We start from the raw sequence: 20,982 nt of genomic DNA, 5'->3' as shown, positions 1-20,982 counted from the left end.
TTCCTACTTCCTACTTCCTACTTCCTACTTCCTACTTCCTACTTCCTACTTCCTACTTCCTACTTCCTACTTCCTACTTCCTACCCATGCATCTCGCGCACGAATTTGGTCAGCGTCTCGGCATCGAGCCAACCATGGTTGGCAATCAGATCGCCGATACGCCGCCAATGGCCTTGGGCATAGTCAACCACCTGCTCCTCAAGCACCAATGCCAACTGCTGAGGCGTTAGGGCAGCATCGCGCAACAACTGCTCGCCAAGGAAGCGCGGTGGAAGCTTGGGGGTATGCGCAAGATGGTCGAGGGTCTGCAAGAGCAGCGCCATGGTTAACACGGCTGCCGGTAAGTTGTAGTTGGTCACGAGGATGACGCCAAGGGGTTTAGGCTTGTTCTTTGCGTCGCCTTTGCTCGCTTGCAGGGCCGCATGCAGTTCGCGCGGCGAGAGGTAGCCCTGGTAGACAAGGTATTCACCAAGACGATGCGGTGGCTCGCTTTGTGGCTCGCCTCCCGGCGCATAGGACGGAGGGTAGCGGCTGAGTGTCTCATGGAAGAGTCCAAGAATCGCGGTGCGGAGCGATTCGTAGGCCGAAGGCTTTACGTGTTCCGACATAATGGTCTCATTTCTGAGAAGCTGTCTGAAAAGCTAGTGGGCATGCGTTGGAGTGCCGGCTTTAGCCGGCTGAAGCCGGCACTTCAATGCCAGTTCGCAGACTTTTCAGACAGTTTCTTAGCGCATGTGCGGTGCTTCCGTGTTCTGTGTGGCGTATTGTAGCATGATGTTTGACAGCTATGGGATGCATGCAGCATACTGAGAGGCTGTCTGAAAAGTCTATGGGTTGACGTTGGAGTGCCGGCTTTAGCCGGCTAATGGTTTTCCAGAAACTAATCTGCTCACAGCAATCTACAATCTACAATCTACAATCGAAAAAGGAGTTCCCATACTGTGCAGTCTCCCCCCCGCCGCCGCCCGGCACTGCTGCGTGCCATTGGCTATCTCGCTGGCCAACGCCGGAGCGCCGCGCTGGCCTATGGTGCCTTGGTGATCGCAACCCTGGCTCAACTTGCGGTGCCAATCTTGGTGCAGTATATGATCGATGCGGTGACCCTGGCTGGCTCGTTGAGCCTCGTTGAGGCCGAACGGTTGATCTGGGGCGCTGCGGGCCTGATCCTGCTCTTTGCCCTGCTGCGTGGCCTCTTCTCCTTCCTGCAGTCGTTTATGTCTGAAACAACCTCACAGGGCTTGGCTTTTGACCTGCGTAATGCCATTTTTACCAAGATTCAACGCCTCTCGTTTAGCTTTTATGACCAGAATCAGACTGGGCAGCTCATGATTCGGGCCACCGATGATGTGGAACGTTTGCGTACCTTCATTGCCCAGGGTTTGGTGATTGCCGCTTCGGCCTTCCTCTTGCTCACTGGGGCGCTGGTTGTCCTGGCCTTCAGTAATCTGCAACTCACCCTCGTGGTGCTGCCGCTGCTGCCGATTGCCCTTACCCTCTTCATTGTCTTTGGGCGGCTGGCGCAGCCCCTCTTTCTTGCCGTGCAGACCAAGTTGGCGACGCTAAATACGGTGCTGCAAGAGAATCTGGCCGGCATTCGGGTGGTGAAGGCGTTTGCCCGTGAGCCGTATGAGACGCAACGCTTCGGCAGTGCCGCCACCGATCTGATGGAGCAGCAGTTGCGCATTAGTCGCGTCTTCTCGTTCCTTTTTCCCGTGGTCTTTCTAGTGGCCCAATTGGGCCAGGCGGCCATTCTCTACTTTGGCGGTCGCCAGATTCTTGCCGGTACACTCGATCTCGGTGTCTACCAGAAGTTTAGCCTCTACCTGCTCTATGTCTTCTTTCCCCTGGGCCAACTGGGCTTCGTGGTCTCGCTGATGGCCCAAGCGAGCGCGTCAGCCAAACGTATCTTTGAGGTGCTCGATGCCGCCAGCGAGATCACCGATCGCCCTGATGCGCGTGTGCTTCCGCCCATCCAAGGCCACGTCGCCTTTCGTGCGGTCACCTTCCGCTACCTGGGGGCCAGTGAGCCCGCGTTGCGTCAGGTCAGCTTTGAGGTTGCGCCAGGGCAGACCGTGGCGCTCCTTGGTGCAACGGGTAGCGGCAAGACCAGCATTATCAACCTGCTGCCGCGCTTCTACGATCCGGCAGAGGGCGCGGTGCTGCTTGATGGCCACGATCTGCGTGAGGTTACGCTTGATAGCCTGCGTTCGCAGATTGGGATTGTGCTGCAAGAGACCAACCTCTTCACTGGGACAATCCGCGAGAATATTGCCTTTGGGCGGCCCGATGCGAGCGATGCGGAGATTGAGGCGGCAGCGCGGGCCGCTGCGGCCCACGACTTCATCGTTGGCTTTCCTGAAGGCTACCAGACCCGCGTAGGCGAACGGGGCGTTACCCTCTCTGGTGGCCAAAAGCAGCGCGTGGCCCTGGCCCGGGCCTTGCTGCTCGATCCGCGCCTGTTGATCCTCGATGACTCCACGAGTAGCGTTGATCTCCAGACCGAAGTGCAGATCCAGCAGGCGCTCAAGGGGCTGATGCAGGGGCGTACCAGCTTTGTGATTGCCCAGCGCATTAGTACAGTACGCAACGCCGACCTAATCCTTGTGCTTGATCAAGGCAACCTGGTTGCCAGTGGCACCCATAGTACATTGCTAGAGCAGAGTCCGATCTATGCGGAGATCTACCATTCGCAATTGGTGGAATAAGTCAGTTAATCCTAGCAAAACCGTATCTTTTTGCCCTCTTCAGCGGTATATAGTATAGAGGGTATTTTTTTTCGGGAGGCGGAGAGGCGATGAGGCGGAGAGGCGAAGTTCGCGCCGCTACGCCTCACGCATCCCGGAGGATGCGAAGCCCGCACTGCTGCGCCTCACGCATCCCGCAAGAAGGCTTACGGTTATGCACAATCGCTTGCGATACGTTCACTGGTTGTTCGCTCTGGTGTTGGCTTGCTGCTGGCTGAGTGGCATGGTTGGGGCGTTACCGCGTGCAGCGGCCCAACCGCTGAGAGGCCAAGCGGTTGCAGCAAAGTCGGTTGATCTGCCCTCTCCCAAGGCCAGTGACACCACAGTTCTACAAGCCGCTGTTTGGTTATTGATGCTCATCTCCGCAATGGCCCTGAGTGCTGGCGCAGGCTGGATCGTTGCACGCCGCTATACGCTCGAAGCTACCGACCCCGATGCGGAGTTGCCGCAAACATCCCCGCATCCCGCCGAGATTACGACGGCACGCCGCCAACAACCAACCAGCAGCAAGGCCCAATGGCGGGCGATCGTCTGGGATGGCCAGCGGCGTCACCGCATTGCCTTGGATGGGCGGCAGTGGAGTATCGGTGCGGCACCGGGGTGCAACCTCTGTTTCCCTGAAGCTGGCCTAGCCGCCCTGCATGCCCGTATCAGCCTTGTGGGTGACGCGATCGAAGTGACCGCCCTTGAACCGGGGGTCTTCCATACCGGCTTGGGCAGCCCGTTGAGCCTTGAGCAAGCGACAACACTCGGTGAGGGTGAGGCACTCCTCGTTGGCACGACGCTACGGGTGACACTTGAGGCTATATGAAGTTCAGCAATCTCCAATCTACCATCTGGAATCTACCATCAAAAACAGGATGCCCCCTGGCACGCACTACCCAGCTTGGTGGCTTTGAACTGCTGGCCCTCTTGGGCCGCGGCGGCCAAGGCGCGGTCTACTTAGGGCGGCCCTGGGATGCGCGCCTGGTGCAACGGCGTGTCGTTGCTCGTTGGCTGCGTGGCCGCTGGCGACGGGGAGAACTGAATGCCGTAGACGCAGCGCGCTGGCGGCTCGCGGCGATCAAGGTCGCCCACCCTGATGCGACGGCGGCACTCCATGATGAGCATAGCCATCTAATGGGCCCGCACGCAACCCATCCCCACTTGGCTTGCCTCTACCGACGGCGCTACCCCCATGCCTTACGTGACATTGGCCTAGGAACGGTGGCAGGTCAGCCATGCCTCTATTTGGCGTTGGCCTATGAAGCAGGCCTGCCGCTGAACCAGTGGTTAGCCCACCAGCCCCGCCCAAGTGATGCGACATGGGCGCTTAGGCTCGGGCTGCAACTTGCCAGCGCCCTGAGCCATCTGCATGCGCGCGGCCTTGTTCACCACGATGTGCGCCCCGCCAACCTGATTGTACGCCGAACAGTCCAGGGCCAACCGGACGTGGTATTGCTTGATCTGGGGGCAGTAGAGAGTCTGGATCGCCCCCGACGGCATGGCGTCTACGGCGTGGCCCACTGCCTACCACCTGAGCGGCGCGGCCCCCAGCCCGGCCCGGTCACCCCTTATGTGGACATCTATGCTCTTGGGCGTCTGCTGCAATTGCTCACCGCTGGCCGCCCGCTGCGCCCCAGCCTCGCCAAACTGATCAACGCAACCGCACAACCAGGTGCAGTGGCAACCATGGCGCTCTTGCACGAGTACCTATACACTGAGGTACGAATGAGCTAAAGGCGCAGAATCATCAAGCACGCGCAAGCCCCTTGGAACGCCATGTTCGGCAATCTGCAATCTACAATCTGCAATCTACAATCTACAATCGGAAATGGTATAACCATAGGCAGGATGACTTTTACGCTGTTATCGTATACAATGAGTTGACAAAATGGATTGGGTGTGACCAACATGGGTAGCTAGGGAGTGCGAGGGAACCAGGTTCCATCGCACTCCCCCTCCGTTACGAAGGGTTGTAGGGCACCGCCCTACAGATTCTGATCACACCCAAATGGATTGTTCGCTCTCGTATGAGGAGTTATGGCTTGAGTGGGATGATCGAAGCGGTACGTGGAATGCACGATGTGCTACCACACGAGCAACGTGCAGCCACACGTGTGCGTGAAGTCTTAGAGCAAACCTTGGTGGCCCATGGCTACCAGACCCTCGCTGTACCAATCATTGAGCATCGCGATCTCTATCTGCGTAAGCTAGGTGAAGAACTGGCTGGTAAGCTCTATGAGTTTAGCTTTGGGGGGCGCGATCTCGCGTTACGCCCAGAATTGACCGCATCGGTGCTGCGTGCCTATGTGGCCCATCTGCAAGATCAGCCCTTACCTCTCCGCCTAGCCTATGCTGGCCCCGTCTTTCGCTACGAGCGCCCGCAACGCCATACCTACCGCCAATTCACCCAGATGGGGGTGGAAATTGTTGGCGGCCCTGCGCCCCGTGCCGATGCTGAGGTGCTGGCCTTGGCCTGTGCCGGGCTTGATGCGATCGGGCTGGATACCTATCGCATCGCAGTGGGTCATGTTGGCCTTGTGCGTCAAATCTTGGCCCGCCTTGGCTTGAGCGAACGCGCCCAGAACACGCTGGTCTGGAGCCTTGAGCGCCTGCGTGATGGTGGCCCCGCTGCGGTACGCGCTCGTCTGCACGAAGATGCTGGTGAAGCGGCGTTGGGTTTAGAGTTGCCGCCAGGTATCGATGATGCTCAAGCTACCGCATGGCTGCTGCGAACATTTGAAGCCATGCAGATCGATCTGCGTACCGGCACCCGTAGCCCCCAAGCGGTCGTTGATCGGCTTTTGCGTAAACTGCGCCGCGCCGATGAACAGCCCGCGATTGAATATGCCTTGAGCTTACTTACCCAACTCGGTACCATCAGCGGCCCCCCCGCCACCAGCCTGCCTGCTCTGGCCGCACTACTCGCTGAACATAAACTTGACTGCCCTGCCTATGCCGAACTTCAAGCCATCTTGAACCTCGTGGCTGCCCACGGCCTCGATCCAGCCCACATTACGATTGACTTTGGGTTGGGACGGGGCTTACACTACTATACCGGCATGATCTTTGAACTTGATGATGCCGCTGGAATGCAACTCTGTGGCGGCGGTCGCTATGATGACCTCGTGACCACGTTGGGCGGACGCACTCCTACCCCTGCGGTCGGCTTTGCCTATGGACTCGAACGGATCGTAGCCGCCGCACCGCCACCCCTGTACGATCTCCCTCCAACAGTTCTCGTCGCCCCAATTAGCGATGATGATTACGCCTATGGTCAGGAGGTGGCCCGTCGGCTGCGTGCGCAAGGTCTGATTGTTACGGTTGACCTGCGCGGACGACCGCTTGCGCGCAATTTGAGTGATGCGGTTCGCCGTGGGATGAGCTTCGTCGCGATTGTTGGTGCCGAAGAGCGTGCTAAACGTACCCTTGTTTGGCGTGATCTGCTGCATCGTGATGAACGCATGCTTACGCTTGATGAACTTGAGCATGTGAATTTTGGTGCTTGGTAGTTGGCAATTTCCATACCGATTACGTTAAGGCAATGGTGTAGGCCAATGAAGAATCGTGTAAACTGGGGGCGTTATGCTGAACTTCGCCCCCATGAGTTGGTGCATATTCGTGAAACGACGCCAGTGGTCTATTTGCCATGGGGTGGTTTAACATGGCATGGACCACACCTGCCCCTTGGCCTCGATCTCCTCATTGCCGAAGCAGTGGCTGAACGGGCTGCACGCCGTACCGGGGGCGTGTTATTGCCCATGGTTGCTTGGCCAATTGAAGGTGTACCCCATCAAGATACCTTGAGTCTCAGCGCTACGACCGTGCGGATTACGCTTGCCGAAACCTTTGCTGCAATCGCCCACAATGGCTGGCATGTCGCTGTATTGGTGAGTGGTCACTATTCCCAAGCCCACGATCTGCTGCTGCTTGAGGCTGCGATGGATGCGATCAAGGAGCATAATCTGCTCGTCTTGGCGATTCCTCCGCTCGCCCTCGTGGACGAAGAGATGCTCGATCATGGGGCGCTCTGGGAGACCTCAACACTTTTGGCGCTGCGTCCCGAATTGGTCGATCTTGATGCACTGGGGCAAGGCCCGCTTACCCCCGCTGAGAGCGGCGTCGTGGGCCGCGATCCGCGTTATACTGCATCCTCCTCGCTTGGTGTTACCGCCCTAAACCTCGCGGTGGAACGGATTATCATTGCTGTGGAGGATCTGCTCAACCGTCGCGATCCTACCCCGCTCATTGCGCTCTATGGTAATCGCCGCGAACGCTTCCAAGCCTTTATTGCACGTTATGGCAATGACCCCGAAAGGGCCGCACGGGCATGGTGGGAAGAGGTTTCGCAGCGTGAGGAATGATACGCATATGGATCGAAGTATCCGTTCGCTTGCCCGACCAAGGCTGACGATCCCAGATCAGGTTGGATTAGCACGCCATAGTCGGCGCGTAGCGGCCCTCAGTATGGCACTCTGGGATCAGGTCTTGATCTTTGTGGGCTTTGCCTTCGCCTATTGGCTGCGTTATATGGCCCAGTGGCCTGAACCATTCGACGCTATTGTGTTCGAGGTGGCAACCCAAAATCAGGTGGAGTTTAGTGCCTTTTTACCCATCATTATTCCCCTGATGCTGCTGCTTGCGCTGCGCTTTACCACCCGTGGGCTCTATCGCGCAACCCCGCGCTTGGGTCTGCTCGATCAAATGACCATCATTCTCAATAGTACGCTTACGGGCATTGCGCTGCTGATTGTTTTTGTCTTCCTCTATAAACCCTTCTACTATTCGCGCCTGATCTTTATCTTTGCTGGTATTTCTATTGTTGTGCTGCTGAGTAGTTGGCGCATCTTGCGTTCGGCAGTGCAACATTGGCGCTGGAGCCACGGGCTTGGTCAGGAGCGGGTGCTGGTAGTGGGTGGTACCGGCTTGGGCCTTGAGGTGATGAGTGGCATCGCCTCGGCTCCTGGGTTGGGCTATAACCTCGTTGGCTATCTCTATGATCGCCCCATTGTTGCGTGCGAGCGGGCGACGCGGGTCTATCGCCACTTGGGTAGCCTTGATGATCTGGAACGGGCTGTGCTGCAAAGCAAAGCCCAACAGGTTATTCTTGCCCTGCCCTTCTGGGAACACGGACGCTTGCCCGATCTCGTCTTGATTTGCCAAAAGCTTGGCGTAGACTACTTGCTGGTTCCCGATTTCTATCAGTTGAGTTTCGACCGGGTGGATGTCCATCAACTGGGCGGGGTGCCGCTGCTTGCGCCGAAGGAGATTCGCCTGCGTGGTGCTAATTTGGCACTCAAGCGCATGGTAGATATTAGCGCCGTGCTGCTCACTGCGCCCTTTACACTGCTGCTGGCAGCCCTGATTGCCATTGCGATTCGCCTCGATTCACCCGGGTCTGCCCTCTTTTGCCAACAGCGCGTCGGTAAGGGCGGACGGCTCTTCAACTGCTATAAGTTCCGCACCATGGTGCCCGATGCGGAGGAGCGTAAGGCGGAATTGATTGCCCACAATGAGGCCGATGGGCCGATCTTTAAGATGCGCGATGATCCACGGGTAACTAGGATCGGGCGCTTTTTGCGCCGGAGTAGCCTCGATGAATTGCCTCAACTCTGGAATGTGCTGCTAGGCGAGATGAGTATCATTGGCCCGCGCCCCGCCCTGCCCTCCGAAGTGGCGCATTATGAACTCTGGCATCGCCGCCGCCTTGAGGTGCAACCCGGTTGCGCTGGCCTTACGCAAGCATTGGGGCGGAGCGATATGTCCTTTGATGAGCAAGTACGCCTCGATATTTATTATGCAGAAAATTGGTCAGTAGGCATGGATCTCCGCATCCTGCTCATGGTCATTCCTGCGGTGATTGGTGGCCGTGGCGCGTATTAGTCTCGCTCTAGGGCTCGCGTTGGCCCTCGCCCTCTTGCCGCTAGAATGGGCGCTGCTGCTTACGCTGGGCAGTATTGTCGTCACGTTGACGCTGCTCGATCCGATCTGGGCGGTCTACGTTGCGGTACTCTCGGTACCCGTGCAAGAGTTGATCCTGCTACCGGGCGGCTTGAGTGTGACCCAAGCAGCATTGCTGCTGCTCGTAGCTAGTCTGGCGCTCCACACCCTGGCCTTTCCGCAACGCCCCTTGCGCTTCGGGCCGCTCTTTGGGCCACTCCTCTGCTTCTTGCTAACCGTGGCCCTTGCGGCGCTGCTTACGCCCTACAGCCGCAGCGAAGCCTTGCGCGAACTCTTGCGCTGGACAACCGTAGTCTTGATCTATCTGGTGGCGTTGCGCGCCCTCAGCGGAGCACCGTGGCGTGCCTGGGGCTTGGTGGCGTGCCTGCTCTTGGCCCCCACAGCAAGCGCACTGGTTGGCTTGGGGCAATTCTGGTGGGGCCTAGGCCCAGAGAGCTTTGGGGTTGAGGGGGGCCGTGTGCGCGCCTATGGTACGATTGGCCAGCCCAATTCGTTTGCTGGCTATATGAATCAAGCCTGGCCCTTGGCCTTGGGAATGGGCATGGCCCTGCTGGCCTCTTGCTATCAGCAACGCTGCAAACCCACGGGTGTGGTGCATGCAGTAATACCAACTACCCTTGAACATGCCGCATTATCAAGAACGCGAAAGCCCATTGGAGCGCCGTGTTCGGCAATCTGCAATCTGCAACCTACAATCGTAAATGGTATGACGCCCAAGACCTTGCTGCTGTTTATTGGCACGAGTGCTGCTACCCTGCTCACCACAGCGGCCCTGCTGGTCAGCTTTTCGCGTGGGGGTTGGCTTGGTGGTCTGGGCGGGCTCACAATCTTGCTGTTAGCTGCGGGCTATCACCTACCGACGCAGATGCGCCTGCTGGCGCGTCGTGGGCTGATTGCCGGAGGAGGATGCGTGCTGCTCATCGCCCTGTTGGGTGGAGGCGGACTGCTGCCACAAGCTCTGAGTCAGCGCGCCGCAACCCTGGTTGGCAGCCTACGGCTCTTTGACGCCCACAATGCAGTGATCACCCCGGCCAACTTTGCGGTCGTTGAACGCATGGCCCACCTGCAAGCAGCCTGGAACATGCTCCAGCGCCACCCGATCCTGGGGGTGGGGCCAGGCAACTATAGCATCGCCTACGAAGCACTCCCTCCACCCGGCGCAGACCCCTTCAGCGTGCGGCCATGGTATGATTCGCGGGGCCATGCCCACAACTACTACCTGCACATCAGCGCCGAAGCGGGCTTGCTCGGCCTAAGCGCCTACCTGCTACTGTTGGGCAGCATCATCGTCCAAGCAGTGCGAGCAGTACAAATGGCCACCGGCTGGTTCTGGCAGGGCGTCGCCATCGGCGGCGCAGGCGTGGTGGCGGCTGTGGCCACCCACAACCTCTTTGAGCATCTGCATGTATTGAACATGGGTCTACAACTAGGCTCTCTATTGGCCCTGTTGGTCTATCTGCAGTGGAGCAATGAAGCAGGACAGGGAAACGAAAAACAAGAGGTTGCGCTCATCTCGTGAGTATGTCATAATGTGAGACGATTTACGAACGTATAATCTACTAGGTGTAAAAATGCTAAACCGTCAAAAAGCTGTCCTGCTGTTTTTACGTCACGCAAGTCACGCAGTATCCTCGATCCGACTCATGAAGTGGTCATTCTTGCTTGCCAACGAAACACCTTCGCATGGAGGCGCTACATTCTATGCTTTTGTGCCATATAAGTACGGCCCCTATTCCTTCACCCTTGATCAAGAGAAAGATGCCCTTGTACGCGACGGTCTTGTAAAGATCATAGATCAAAAGCGTCTATGCCTTACAGCGGCTGGACGACAGATTGAGTTAAAACTTGCTGAGAACGTGTCACAGGATCTTTGCTATATTACGCAGACCTATGGTTCTTGCTCAGACCAGGCACTAATTGATCTTGTATATGAAAAATATCCTTGGTACACAATCAATAGCCAGTTACCTGAAAAACGTAATATGGTAAGACCCGTTGTAGATTGTGCAATTTATACCATGGGCTATGAGGGATTGACTGCTGATGCCTTCCTCAACCGTTTACTTGAAGCGGGTATACAGCGCATCATTGATGTACGTTATAATCCTGTCTCGCGGCGCTATGGGTTTCACAAGACAACGCTCGCCCGTCTAGCAACACGACTTGGGATGGATTATATCCATGTTCCAGAGTTGGGTATTCCAGGCACCGAGCGGATTCAGTTGAGATCACTTACACAGTATGAGAAATTGTTTCGTGCCTACGAATCCGGTCTTCAACAGTTGGTAGAATGTCAGAACACCGTTGGAAATCTACTCAAAGAAAAACCAAGTGTGTTGATCTGTATGGAGGCCAATCCACAATTCTGCCATCGCAATGTGTTAGCTCAGGTGCTTACCCAAATTGTGAATTTGCCAGTGAATCATCTAGGATGGCCACGATGAACGAGTATGGAGAAGAAACAAAGGTTCTTATCACCGTAATGACCTACCCTCATCCGTCAAGAGGATACCAAGAACTCGTGTGTACGGCTGGTATTACTGAGGCGGGTGAGTGGGTACGTCTCTATCCCATTGATTACCGCTATCGATCCAGACAACAGCAGTTTCGGAAATATCAGTGGATCACCATTAATCTCCTGCCGTATGGGCATGGCAATGATCGTCGTAAAGAGAGCCGCAAGCCATTACTCGATACGATGAAGGTGCTTGGTTCACCGCTTGATACAAAAAAGAAATGGGCTGCACGTCGTGAAATTATTGACCGCATGCCAGTATATACAGTGAATCAGCTTAAGACGCTCCATGAAAAAGACCGCACTTCGCTGGGGATCGTGCGTCCAGTACGTATACATGATTTGATCATTGAGCCAGCAGATTCTGAATGGAAGCCAGAGTGGCAAGGTTTATTTGATCAATTGCGCTTATTTGGCCCACCACAGAAGCCACTACGTAAAATCCCGTTTAAGTTCAGCTATGTCTTTGAATGCGATGACAGTTCCAAACCACACCACGCAATGATTGAAGATTGGGAACTTGGTGTTCTCTGGCTAAATGAGGTTGCACGTCTGGGTGATGAACAGCAAGCCGCTATGAATGTCAAGCGCAAGTTCTTTGATGAAATATGCCAACCAAGCAAAGATACTCGCTTTTTCATGGGCACAGTCTTTCCCTACAACACATGGGTTGTATTGGGTGTATTCTGGCCTCCCCACTTGATCCCGCCACCAGTTGGTGATGTCGTACAAGCCAAACTCTTTTGAGTGATAGGCTATTGAAGAACTATATGCTTTAAGGAGTACATCCCATGACCACCTACCTCGTGACGGGCGGCGCGGGCTTTATTGGGAGCCATCTGGTTGAGGCGCTCTTGCGCCGGGGTGAACAGGTGGTCTGTCTTGATAATTTTACCACCTACTACGATCCAAGACGCAAGCGGCGCAATCTGGCTTGGGCCGAGACGCAGACGGGTTTTCAGCTTGTCGAAGCCGATCTGCGTGATGCCCAAGCCCTCGCTGAGGTCTTTGCGACCCATCGCCCACGTTATGTAGCCCACTTGGCCGCGCTGCCCGGACCACGGCCCTCAATTGCCAACCCAGCGCTCTATACGCAGGTCAATGTGACCGGCAGCATCCATCTGCTTGAATTGATTCGCCAATACAACATCGAGAATCTCATGCTGGCTTCCACCTCTTCGGTCTATGGGCGCACCGAGAAGGTACCATTCGAGGAGTGCGACCCGACCGACCGGCCACTTTCGCCCTATGCCGCAACCAAGAAGGCGGCTGAGGTCTTGGCCTACACCTTCCATAGTCTCTATGGCATACCCACCAGCATCATCCGCTTCTTTACGGTCTACGGGCCACGCGGGCGCCCCGATATGACCCCCTACCTCTTTGTGGATCGCATGGTTCGGGGTGAGCCGATTGTTCTCTTCAATAATGGAGTTGAACTCTACCGTGATTATACGTATGTTGACGATATTGTAGCCGGGATTATGGCCGCACTTGACCGCCCACAGCCCTTTGAAATCTTTAACGTCGGCAATGCAAAACCGATTGAAATGCATCGTTTTGTTGAACTGATCGAAACGATTACAGGATTGCAGGCCCAGATTGAAAACCGCCCGTTACCAGCCACCGAGCCACTGATCACCTTTGCTAATAGTACCAAAGCAGAGCGCATGCTCGGCTTCCAGAGCCAAACAACGGTTGAAGTGGGCCTCGAACGCTTTTGGGCTTGGTATCAGCAGGAAGTTGCCAATGTACGTTAGGGGGAGATGGAGGCTTCCCCGCCAAAACGGAACAAAAAATGGGGTGTGGGGCGTACCCCACGTAGTGTATACTGTATCGTTAGAAGCTAACGGGAGAGATTCGCCCTCCCCGAACATCCCACCCTCGATCCTAGAGGCTTCCAAACACATTATCTGAAAGACTACACACAAAAGGCATGCTAGGCACATGATGGTTGACGAAACGAAAGGACGCATGGCGGACGAGCCAGAAAACGAAGCGGCACGCTCGCCAGAGGCTGAGGTCGAACAAGGTGGGTTCGCGCTCTGGGAGCGGCTACGCAGTCCGCGTACACTGATCTCTTTTGCTTTGGCAATTGCTATTGTCCTCTTTGTGTTACGTGGGTTGGATATTAATCTGACCGAGACGTGGCAGTATATCCAGCAGGTCAATGGCTGGATGCTACTCTTGGGCTTGGGGGTCTTTTATACCACCTTTCCCCTACGGGCACTCCGTTGGCGCATGCTCTTGCATAACGCTGGCGTGCCTGTGGCCGAAGGGCGGCAGAGCTGGGCCTCATTGCCTGCGATGATGGAGTATATCTACCTCTCTTGGTTTGCCAACTGCATTGTGCCCGCCAAGTTGGGGGATGCCTACCGGGGCTACCTGCTCAAGCATAATGGCAAGGTCTCATTTTCCTCAGCATTTGGAACCATCTTTGCCGAGCGGTTACTCGATATGTTGGGGCTCTTTGGGCTACTTATGATCTCGGCCTGGATTACCTTTGGCCCACGCATGCCCGACGGAACGCAGATAGTCTTTGGTTTCGGGGGCTTGCTGGTGGTGCTGATCTTGGTGGGACTAGCCAGCATGCACTGGTTTAGCCCGATCATTCGGCGCTTCATCCCCCGCCGTCTGCAGAGCGTCTACGAGCGCTTTGAGCATGCCGCACTCAGTTCCTTCAGCCCAGCGGTGCTCCCCCGGCTCTTCCTCTTCACCAGCGCCATCTGGATGCTCGAGGGTTGTCGGCTCTACTTTGTGATCGAAGCCTTTGGCCCTGAAGTAGCCACGCTCTCGCTGGCCGCCATCGTCTTTGTGGCCCTTGCATCCTCATTGCTCACCGCGATGCCCATCACCCCCGCTGGGCTCGGCGTCGTAGAGGGCACCATCACTGCCGTCCTCACCCTCTTCAGCATCGCGCCCAGCTTGGGTATTGCGATTACCTTCCTTGATCGCTTGATCAACTTCTGGAGTATCGTGGTGGGCGGGTTTATCTTGTATATTTTCTCGAAGCGTCGGTAGCAAGGTGTACCCATGCAAACAACCTCTGTACCAGCATTGGTCACACGCTCATTCGATGCCCAATGGGATGCAATTACCAACACACCACTATCATCGCCCCCCATGATGAATTGGTTTCGCCCACATTGCCCTTCCGGGCCGCGATTGCCAGCTTTTTCGCAGGGTCGCCTGATGAAACGGTGTAGGATCGAATTTTTCGCGCTAAGGGATGGCTTCAGAAACACGCTTTCAGCTTCACCGTCGTAGTGCCGACGTTAGTCGGCATCCGGGGGTTGTCGGCGACCTTAGCCGACTACCGTCGGCACTACCTAATGGTGCCAACGGTAAAGTGGCATGAAACTATTCCCTAACTAGATTTTTCAATTATGGAAGTTATGGCATCTTTCAGATCCGGTAGGTGTTTTTCAATTACGTTCCAAGTAACATCGAGATCAATAGCAAAATAGTGATGCACTAAAATGTGGCGCATGCCTATGATATTGCGCCATGGAACATCGGATCTGAGCGCACGTATCTCTTCAGGTAGAGCATTGGCAGCCTCACCAATAATTTGCAAGTGATGTACAATCCAATTTTGGATCAATTCTTCATGTGCAAATGCATGCTGACCTTGAATGCTATAGCGTTCAATACGATCTATGGCTTCAAGGATGTCATACAAGCGCTCGCTTGTTGATCTCATAATGGTATTGCCTCAGCTAGAACACGATCACGGATGCGCTCCTTAAGCATAGCTGTGGTACCAACATCAACCTGAACTTGTAATAACTCCCGAAGATCCATGAGTAAACCACCAAGATCGAGCAGGGTTCTTCCTGGTTCGAGGTCAACCAGAAGATCTATATCACTATAATCATTCTCTTCACCTCTTGCAACCGACCCAAAAACACGAACGTTTGAAGCCCCATAATGGGTTGCAATATCCATAATTGCTTCCCGCTGATGTTTAAGCAGATCTGCATGTTTCATGTTTTTACCTATTACATCATGTATGTAACATACCCAAATGTTCAACGCAACCCAAAGGCCATGAAGGTCACCAAGACCCCCGCAGTCGCAAGTGTGAGGCCCGCGACCACTTGGAGCGGGGTGTGGTTGCGGGTGCGTACCCGTGCCCAACCCAAGACGAGGGCGCAACTCCAGAGCAGGAGCCCAAGGGGTTCGTAGTAGATAGCCGCAATGGTAGCGGTCGAACCCATGCTCGCAGAGTGAACACTGATCTTCCAGGCGAGGTTGATGGCCCAGGCAATGGCACTCACCAGCGCCGCAGCGGCCACGAGGGCGCGGAAGGGCAAGGGGGCAGCCAAGAGGTTGAGCAGCAATAGCCCAACCAAGAGGTTGACAATGCCGAAGAAGTAGAGTTCGTTGCGCTGTGAACGGATCGATACATCATCATCGCTGTAGGCCCCTTGGCGTAGGCGCACGATGAAGAAGATCATCGGTGGGATGATCTGCAAAAATGCCGTGAAGAGTGCCCACATGAAACCTTCACGCGTCGCTTCGATTCCAAATATCCCGATGATGATCAGGCTGATCAGCGACAAGGGAATGGGGTGCAAGATCTGGGAAATGATCCGCGCCAGCGTATAGCCACGCCCCGGCACTGCCCCCCGGCTGAGTGCCTCGGCGATCATGTTCGGTTTTTGAGTCATCATGTGTGATTCTCTATTGCTTGATGCGATTATGAGGTAAGGGCTATCGCCCTACGACCCGCTTTGGGGCTACCGCCCTACAACCCGCTTTTGGGGCTACGCCCCAAACTTCGTTTTTTGTGTCGTGTTGGCAGCTTCGCTGCCAACACGACACAAAAAGAGTTTTTTTGGGGGAGGCTTCGCCTCCCCCAAACCCCCGCCAGGGGTCTAACGTAATGCGTATGGGGCTACGCCCCAAACCTCGTTTTTTGGAGGAGGCGAAGCCTCCCATCCCCCCGCCGGGGGCTGAGCTATGCTCCTAAAACTTCAGTATAACAAGCCAAGAGGCGCTCGGCAGCCTGCGTCCAACAAAAGCGTCGGGCCTGTTCCGGGCCAATGGTACGTAACCGCTCCGCCTCGCGTAACGTCTGCTCAATGCCACCGGCAATTGCCAAGGGATCGTGTGGATCTACGAAGATCGCAGCCGCCCCGGCAACTTCGGGGAGGCTGGCGCTGTTGGCCGTGAGCACTGGGGTACCACAGGCGAGGGCTTCGAGGACGGGTAGGCCAAATCCTTCGTAAAGCGAAGGATAAACAAAAGCCTGTGCTAAATTATACAACGCTGGAAGCTGCGCGTCAGCAACAAAATCAAGGAATTTGACGCGATCTTGCAGTTGCAAACGGGCGACGGTGGCAAAAATCGCTTGCTCCATCCATCCGCGCCGTCCGGCAATGACCAGGGCTAGATCTGGGGGCAGTTTGGCTTGGGCAAAGCCTTCGAGCAGGCGCACCAAGTTCTTGCGTGGTTCGAGCGTGCCAACGAAGAGCAAAAAGTTGGCCGGTAGCCCCAAACTGGCGCGTAGGGGTTCGGTTGCGCTGGCGGGCAAGGGGCGAAAGCGGGCATCTACCCCAGGGTAGAGCAGACGCACCTTGGGGCCTTGGACGCCCAAGAGCCGTGCGAGGTCGGCTGCGGTGGCTTGCGAATCAACCAGCACGAGGTCGGCTCGGTGCAACGAGCGCGGCACCGCCCGCGCCAAATAGCGGCGCAGACCCGCATCGGCGCACTCCGGGTGTACCATGAAGGTGAGGTCATGCACGGTGAGGATGGTGCGTGCCCGTGTGGGGGGCAGAACGAAATCCGGGGCGTGCAGCAGATCGAAGGCACCAGCCAGCCATTCGGCGTACAGCGGCAGACGGAGGCGCTGCCAGAGAATCGTGAGCTGGCGCGGGCTGATCGGCAACGGGCGGGCACGTACATTGGCATGGGCCGCACAGAGCGCCCGTAGCTCGGCCACGTAGGGCGCAGTGGGGGGCAAGCCCCTAGCGGCATAGAAGAAGGTATAGCGCACCTGCGGATCAAGGCCCACCACCGCCCGCATCAACTCGCGGGTGTAGCGCCCAATCCCAGCCCCTTGCCACGCCGCAGCAGTGTAGTCAACCCCAATGTGCATAGCGGTACAGAGAGATACAGAGATTTTCACCACAGAGGTGCAGAGAGATACAGAGATTTTCACCACAGAGGCACAGAGGTGAATGTGGAAAAAATTGTTAGCGCGAAGAAGTTCTGGGCCGCGCCGCTTGGCTTCGACAGGCTCAGCCAGCGGCGCGGTGGTTGCTAGCCCAAGGCTTCTTCGCGCTAACAAAAAATTCAGAAATAGACAATCTACAATCTACAATCTACAATCGTACATGGTGTCAAGCCAAGCAAACAACTCGGCAAAGACCTGGGCACGGGCGGGGGGGGCAGAGAGGACAAGATCATGCATGCCGCCTTCGATGGCGCAGAGTTTGACGTTGCGCCCTAGGCTGGGGCCATATTGTAGCATGTGTTGGATATTGAGCACGCTGTCGCTACAGGTAAAAGCGTCACTCCAGAGCTTACCGCGATGCGAACGGGCCGCATGCATGAGCAGGATGGGGCAACTGATGCCGAAGCCGGCCTGCAATTGGCGCTGGGCACGACGGATGGCGCGGAACCAGCCCGCATACGCAGGCCAGCCCATCAGCGGCTTCAAGTTGAGGTCGAAGTTCCAGTGACCGCGTTGGGTGCAGTGGATACTCTCTACATAGCGCGACGAAAGCACCCCTGGCACTGCGAAGCCGGGCCAAACGGCCCCTAGTTGCTCGATGCAGGCGGCAAAAGCCCATTCGCCTCCAACCGCATTGATTTCGACAAAGGGGCTGTTGAGCCAAAGCGCGTTGATGCGGTCGTAGTAGTGGCCCGTATGGGCATAGAGCGCCGCAAGCAGCCCGCCTGTCGAGTGGCCATTGAGCAACAACCAATCGGCATTGATGATCTCAATCGCCCGGTCAATCTCCACAAAGTATTCGCGCAGATCGCGGCAGAAATTGGGACGCTGATGGGGCAGCAATGAACGTCCGTAGCGCCGCAGATCCAAGGCGTAAAAGTCGTAGCCGTGGGCCGCGAAGCCTTCAGCCAGATGCAATTGGTAGAAGTAGTCACTAAAGCCGTGCAGGTAGAGCACCGCCCGCCCGTTGGGCCGTGGCGCTTGCCGCCGCACCAAGGTGGCAATGCACGGGCCGTCATAGCTCGGTGGTAACTCCAGAGTCGTCGCCGTACAACCAGGGAGCCAATCGGGATTCCAGACCGGGCGCATGAAAGTGGACATGTATGACCCCAATGTAATCTTGAATAGTTCGCCTCATTATCATACCAAAGCGCGTTGCTCTGCGGGGGTGCGGAGGTTCGTAGGAATATTCCTGTTTGCGCCGTAGGTAGTGCCGACTTTAGTCGGCTTCCCAGCGCTGCCAAAGACCTCAGCCGACTAAAGTCGGCACTCCAACGCATGCCAACTAGCTTTTCAGACAGCTTCTCAGAAACACGCTTTCAACTTTACCGTCGTAGTGTCGGCTTCAGCCGGCTAAAGCCGGCACTCCAACGCATGCCAACTAGCTTTTCAGACAGCTTCTCAGAAACACGCTTTCAACTTTACCGTCGTAGTGCCGACTTTAGTCGGCTTCTCATCGCTGTCAAAGACCTCAGCCGGCTAAAGCCGGCACTCCAACGCATGCCAACTAGCTTTTCAGAGTCCGGCTATCAGCTATCGGCTATCGGATTTGGTATCACTCACTCATGCCCCCTTGACAACCACTGCTCAAAACGGTACACTGTACATAGTAGTTTGAAATAGAACTACTATGTACCAGGAGGACAGCCATGAGCATGCTTTCACCAACCACCAACACCCACACCGAACGACGCATCCAGTTGAATGATACCTTCTTTGAGCAGCTTTTTGTCGTGCTGACCCTCGTCGGTATTGTTGCAGGGGTGATCATGGGGCGGCTTGAGGTTGATCCACGCCTGCTCTTGGCGGTCAATCTGGCGACCTATGGCTTCGGTGGCTTCTATGCTGTACGGGCGATTATTGAAGCTCTGCGTGAATATACGATTGAAGTTGACCTGCTTATGGTGCTGGCCGCACTTGGGGCCGCCTACCTCGATGCGTGGACAGAGGGGGCTATTCTGCTCTTTCTCTTTTCACTCAGCAATGTTTTGCAGTCCTATGCTATGGATCGGACGCGCAATGCGATTGCAGCCCTGCTGGAATTGCGCCCCGATACGGTGACGGTGCGGCGTGAGGGGCTGGTGCAGCAGGTGGCGCTCGATCAGATTGCCATCGGCGATCTGGTGGTGCTGCGCCCCGGCGACCGCGTGCCCTTCGATGGGGTTATTGTGCAGGGTACGGGTAGTTTTGATGAGGCAGCGATTACGGGTGAGGCGATGCCGATCCATAAGGGCGTTGGCGCGACTGTGTTGGCCGGCACGCTCAACCAGAGTGGTGCGCTCGATATGCAGGTCACGAAGAGCGCCGAGGAGAGTACGCTGGCACGCATTATTGGCATGGTCAGTGAGGCCCAGGCGCGTAAGGCCAATACACAGAGCTTCCTCGACCGCGCTGAACAGTGGTATGCGATGGGTGTGATTGGTGCGGTAGCGCTCTTTATTCTGCTTATGCCGCCCATGTTTGGGGTTGATTTTAGCGACAACTTCTACCGTGGCATGGTGCTGCTGACGGTTGCTTCGCCCTGTGCCCTGGTGATCAGCGTGCCCGCCGCACTGCTCAGTGCGATTGCCAACGGGGCGCGGCGCGGCATCCTGTTCAAAGGCGGTGCCCACCTCGAAGCCCTGAGCCGCGTCAAGGTCGTGGCCTTCGACAAGACCGGCACGCTTACCTATGGTCGCCCGGAGGTGGCCGATTGCCTGCCCCAACCCGGTGTGACCAATGACGAACTCTTGACTGTGGTTGCCCGCGCCGAGTGCCAGAGTGAACATCCTTTGGCCCAGGCGCTGGTGGCCTACTGTGCCGATCATGGCCATACCCCCAGTGAGCCTGAGCGTTTCCAAGCGATCACCGGCATGGGCGTCCAGGCCACCTGGGATGGGGTTGAAACCCTCGTGGGTGCGCCCAAGCTCTTTCGCCACTTGGGGCAGAGCGTACCCGCCGACCTGCTTGCTGAGGTCGAACGGCTCGAAAGCGCCGGGCGCGGCACCGTCCTGCTCGTTGCCCGTGGCGAACGCTGGCTCGGCCTGATCACCCTGATGGATCGTGAGCGCCCTGAAGCGACAGCCCAGATTGCGGCCCTGCGTGCCGCCGGGGTGGAACGGATCGTGATGCTCACCGGCGATAACGCCAAGGTGGCCCAAGCTCTAGGCCAACGCCTCGGCCTCGACGAGGTGCATGCCAGCCTATTGCCCGAAGATAAGCTGCGGATCGTTGAGGAACTGGAGCAGCGTTATGGCGCTACGGCGATGGTAGGCGACGGCGTGAACGATGCGCCAGCCCTCGCCGCCGCTACCAGCGGGATCGCCATGGGCGCAGCCGGTACCGATGCCGCCCTAGAGACCGCCGATGTGGTGCTGATGCGCGACAACCTGAGTGCCATTAGCTACGCCATCAGCCTGAGCAAACGCACCCAGCGCATCGTCTGGCAAAACATCAGCTTCGCACTCGCCGTCGTCATCGTGCTGATCTTGGCCACCCTCACGGTTGGCATCTCGCTGCCCATGGGCGTCATTGGGCACGAGGGCAGCACCATCCTGGTGGTCTTGAATGGCTTGCGCCTCCTTGTGTTGAAGTAGCGGGTAGGGTGTGTGAGAGGCTGTCTG

At 56.6% G+C, this 20,982-nt stretch carries 18 protein-coding genes; 12 read left to right on the top strand and 6 right to left on the bottom strand.

Annotated features, from left to right (window positions below; translation table 11 throughout):
* Window positions 1-80: 80 nt before the first annotated feature.
* Window positions 81-608, bottom strand: coding sequence for a hypothetical protein (locus tag CJ255_RS23535; protein ID WP_097644247.1), 528 nt, complete (start codon window positions 606-608; stop codon window positions 81-83).
* Between the two features lie 333 nt (window positions 609-941).
* On the opposite strand from CJ255_RS23535, the gene CJ255_RS11510 reads away from it, so the two are divergent.
* The 11 genes from CJ255_RS11510 (at window position 942) to CJ255_RS11460 (ending at window position 14,220) form a co-directional block, all read left to right on the top strand.
* A complete protein-coding gene (locus CJ255_RS11510; protein WP_097644246.1) occupies window positions 942-2,705 on the top strand; it encodes an ABC transporter ATP-binding protein in 1,764 nt (587 codons plus the stop codon).
* A 193-nt stretch (window positions 2,706-2,898) separates the two neighbouring features.
* Window positions 2,899-3,555, top strand: a complete 657-nt coding sequence (locus tag CJ255_RS11505; protein ID WP_097644245.1) for an FHA domain-containing protein — start codon at window positions 2,899-2,901, stop codon at window positions 3,553-3,555.
* Complete coding sequence (locus tag CJ255_RS11500; RefSeq protein ID WP_097644244.1) at window positions 3,552-4,463, top strand: protein kinase domain-containing protein; 912 nt, start codon at window positions 3,552-3,554, stop codon at window positions 4,461-4,463. Before CJ255_RS11505 ends, CJ255_RS11500 begins: the two co-directional genes overlap by 4 nt.
* A gap of 317 nt (window positions 4,464-4,780) precedes the next feature.
* The gene (hisZ, locus tag CJ255_RS11495) at window positions 4,781-6,238 is read left to right on the top strand and encodes an ATP phosphoribosyltransferase regulatory subunit (RefSeq protein WP_320410734.1); all 1,458 of its coding nucleotides are present in this window, start codon (window positions 4,781-4,783) and stop codon (window positions 6,236-6,238) included.
* Window positions 6,239-6,283: 45 nt separating this feature from the next.
* The gene (locus CJ255_RS11490; RefSeq protein WP_097644242.1) at window positions 6,284-7,090 is read left to right on the top strand and encodes a creatininase family protein; all 807 of its coding nucleotides are present in this window, start codon (window positions 6,284-6,286) and stop codon (window positions 7,088-7,090) included.
* A 7-nt stretch (window positions 7,091-7,097) separates the two neighbouring features.
* A complete protein-coding gene (locus CJ255_RS11485; RefSeq protein ID WP_097644241.1) occupies window positions 7,098-8,609 on the top strand; it encodes a sugar transferase in 1,512 nt (503 codons plus the stop codon).
* On the top strand, window positions 8,596-10,206 hold the full coding sequence (locus CJ255_RS11480; protein WP_124681910.1) for an O-antigen ligase family protein: 1,611 nt from the start codon (window positions 8,596-8,598) through the stop codon (window positions 10,204-10,206). The genes CJ255_RS11485 and CJ255_RS11480 overlap by 14 nt, the downstream gene beginning before the upstream one ends.
* Before the next feature lie 52 nt (window positions 10,207-10,258).
* Window positions 10,259-11,131, top strand: a complete 873-nt coding sequence (locus tag CJ255_RS11475; protein WP_097644239.1) for a DUF488 domain-containing protein — start codon at window positions 10,259-10,261, stop codon at window positions 11,129-11,131.
* The gene (locus tag CJ255_RS11470; RefSeq protein ID WP_124681909.1) at window positions 11,128-11,949 is read left to right on the top strand and encodes a DUF8757 domain-containing protein; all 822 of its coding nucleotides are present in this window, start codon (window positions 11,128-11,130) and stop codon (window positions 11,947-11,949) included. The genes CJ255_RS11475 and CJ255_RS11470 overlap by 4 nt, the downstream gene beginning before the upstream one ends.
* Window positions 11,950-11,993: 44 nt before the next feature.
* On the top strand, window positions 11,994-12,959 hold the full coding sequence (locus CJ255_RS11465) for an NAD-dependent epimerase/dehydratase family protein (protein WP_097644237.1): 966 nt from the start codon (window positions 11,994-11,996) through the stop codon (window positions 12,957-12,959).
* A gap of 187 nt (window positions 12,960-13,146) precedes the next feature.
* On the top strand, window positions 13,147-14,220 hold the full coding sequence (locus CJ255_RS11460; protein ID WP_097644236.1) for a lysylphosphatidylglycerol synthase transmembrane domain-containing protein: 1,074 nt from the start codon (window positions 13,147-13,149) through the stop codon (window positions 14,218-14,220).
* A gap of 346 nt (window positions 14,221-14,566) precedes the next feature.
* Here the strand turns inward: CJ255_RS11460 and CJ255_RS11455 are convergent, their stop codons facing one another.
* The 5 genes from CJ255_RS11455 to CJ255_RS11435 form a co-directional block, all read right to left on the bottom strand.
* Window positions 14,567-14,902, bottom strand: a complete 336-nt coding sequence (locus CJ255_RS11455) for a HepT-like ribonuclease domain-containing protein (RefSeq protein WP_097644235.1) — start codon at window positions 14,900-14,902, stop codon at window positions 14,567-14,569.
* Complete coding sequence (locus tag CJ255_RS11450) at window positions 14,899-15,189, bottom strand: nucleotidyltransferase family protein (protein ID WP_097644234.1); 291 nt, start codon at window positions 15,187-15,189, stop codon at window positions 14,899-14,901. The genes CJ255_RS11455 and CJ255_RS11450 overlap by 4 nt, the downstream gene beginning before the upstream one ends.
* Before the next feature lie 41 nt (window positions 15,190-15,230).
* A complete protein-coding gene (locus CJ255_RS11445; RefSeq protein ID WP_245863334.1) occupies window positions 15,231-15,875 on the bottom strand; it encodes a phosphatase PAP2 family protein in 645 nt (214 codons plus the stop codon).
* Between the two features lie 287 nt (window positions 15,876-16,162).
* A complete protein-coding gene (locus CJ255_RS11440) occupies window positions 16,163-17,302 on the bottom strand; it encodes a glycosyltransferase family 4 protein (protein WP_097644233.1) in 1,140 nt (379 codons plus the stop codon).
* Between the two features lie 219 nt (window positions 17,303-17,521).
* Complete coding sequence (locus tag CJ255_RS11435; protein ID WP_097644232.1) at window positions 17,522-18,481, bottom strand: alpha/beta hydrolase; 960 nt, start codon at window positions 18,479-18,481, stop codon at window positions 17,522-17,524.
* A gap of 548 nt (window positions 18,482-19,029) precedes the next feature.
* On the opposite strand from CJ255_RS11435, the gene CJ255_RS11430 reads away from it, so the two are divergent.
* Window positions 19,030-20,955 carry a heavy metal translocating P-type ATPase gene (locus tag CJ255_RS11430; RefSeq protein ID WP_245863333.1) on the top strand — a complete coding sequence of 642 codons (1,926 nt, stop codon included), beginning with the start codon at window positions 19,030-19,032 and terminating at the stop codon, window positions 20,953-20,955.
* The last annotated feature ends 27 nt before the right edge of the window (window positions 20,956-20,982 follow it).

This window comes from Candidatus Viridilinea mediisalina (assembly GCF_002532535.1).
GTDB classification, from domain to species: domain Bacteria; phylum Chloroflexota; class Chloroflexia; order Chloroflexales; family Chloroflexaceae; genus Viridilinea; species Viridilinea mediisalina.
The sequence above is the reverse complement of the archived record's forward strand: the minus strand, read 5'-3'. Positions and strand labels throughout refer to the sequence as shown.

What these genes read in the sequence shown, in the direction of transcription:
- CJ255_RS23535 (WP_097644247.1), bottom strand. Translation starts at nt 608, where the DNA reads ATGTCGGAACACGTAAAGCCTTCGGCCTACGAATCGCTCCGCACCGCG.
- CJ255_RS11505 (WP_097644245.1), top strand. Translation starts at nt 2,899, where the DNA reads ATGCACAATCGCTTGCGATACGTTCACTGGTTGTTCGCTCTGGTGTTG.
- CJ255_RS11500 (WP_097644244.1), top strand. Translation starts at nt 3,552, where the DNA reads ATGAAGTTCAGCAATCTCCAATCTACCATCTGGAATCTACCATCAAAA.
- hisZ (WP_320410734.1), top strand. Translation starts at nt 4,781, where the DNA reads ATGATCGAAGCGGTACGTGGAATGCACGATGTGCTACCACACGAGCAA.
- CJ255_RS11490 (WP_097644242.1), top strand. Translation starts at nt 6,284, where the DNA reads ATGAAGAATCGTGTAAACTGGGGGCGTTATGCTGAACTTCGCCCCCAT.
- CJ255_RS11485 (WP_097644241.1), top strand. Translation starts at nt 7,098, where the DNA reads ATGGATCGAAGTATCCGTTCGCTTGCCCGACCAAGGCTGACGATCCCA.
- CJ255_RS11475 (WP_097644239.1), top strand. Translation starts at nt 10,259, where the DNA reads ATGCTAAACCGTCAAAAAGCTGTCCTGCTGTTTTTACGTCACGCAAGT.
- CJ255_RS11470 (WP_124681909.1), top strand. Translation starts at nt 11,128, where the DNA reads ATGAACGAGTATGGAGAAGAAACAAAGGTTCTTATCACCGTAATGACC.
- CJ255_RS11465 (WP_097644237.1), top strand. Translation starts at nt 11,994, where the DNA reads ATGACCACCTACCTCGTGACGGGCGGCGCGGGCTTTATTGGGAGCCAT.
- CJ255_RS11460 (WP_097644236.1), top strand. Translation starts at nt 13,147, where the DNA reads ATGATGGTTGACGAAACGAAAGGACGCATGGCGGACGAGCCAGAAAAC.
- CJ255_RS11455 (WP_097644235.1), bottom strand. Translation starts at nt 14,902, where the DNA reads ATGAGATCAACAAGCGAGCGCTTGTATGACATCCTTGAAGCCATAGAT.
- CJ255_RS11450 (WP_097644234.1), bottom strand. Translation starts at nt 15,189, where the DNA reads ATGAAACATGCAGATCTGCTTAAACATCAGCGGGAAGCAATTATGGAT.
- CJ255_RS11445 (WP_245863334.1), bottom strand. Translation starts at nt 15,875, where the DNA reads ATGATGACTCAAAAACCGAACATGATCGCCGAGGCACTCAGCCGGGGG.
- CJ255_RS11440 (WP_097644233.1), bottom strand. Translation starts at nt 17,302, where the DNA reads ATGCACATTGGGGTTGACTACACTGCTGCGGCGTGGCAAGGGGCTGGG.
- CJ255_RS11435 (WP_097644232.1), bottom strand. Translation starts at nt 18,481, where the DNA reads ATGTCCACTTTCATGCGCCCGGTCTGGAATCCCGATTGGCTCCCTGGT.
- CJ255_RS11430 (WP_245863333.1), top strand. Translation starts at nt 19,030, where the DNA reads ATGAGCATGCTTTCACCAACCACCAACACCCACACCGAACGACGCATC.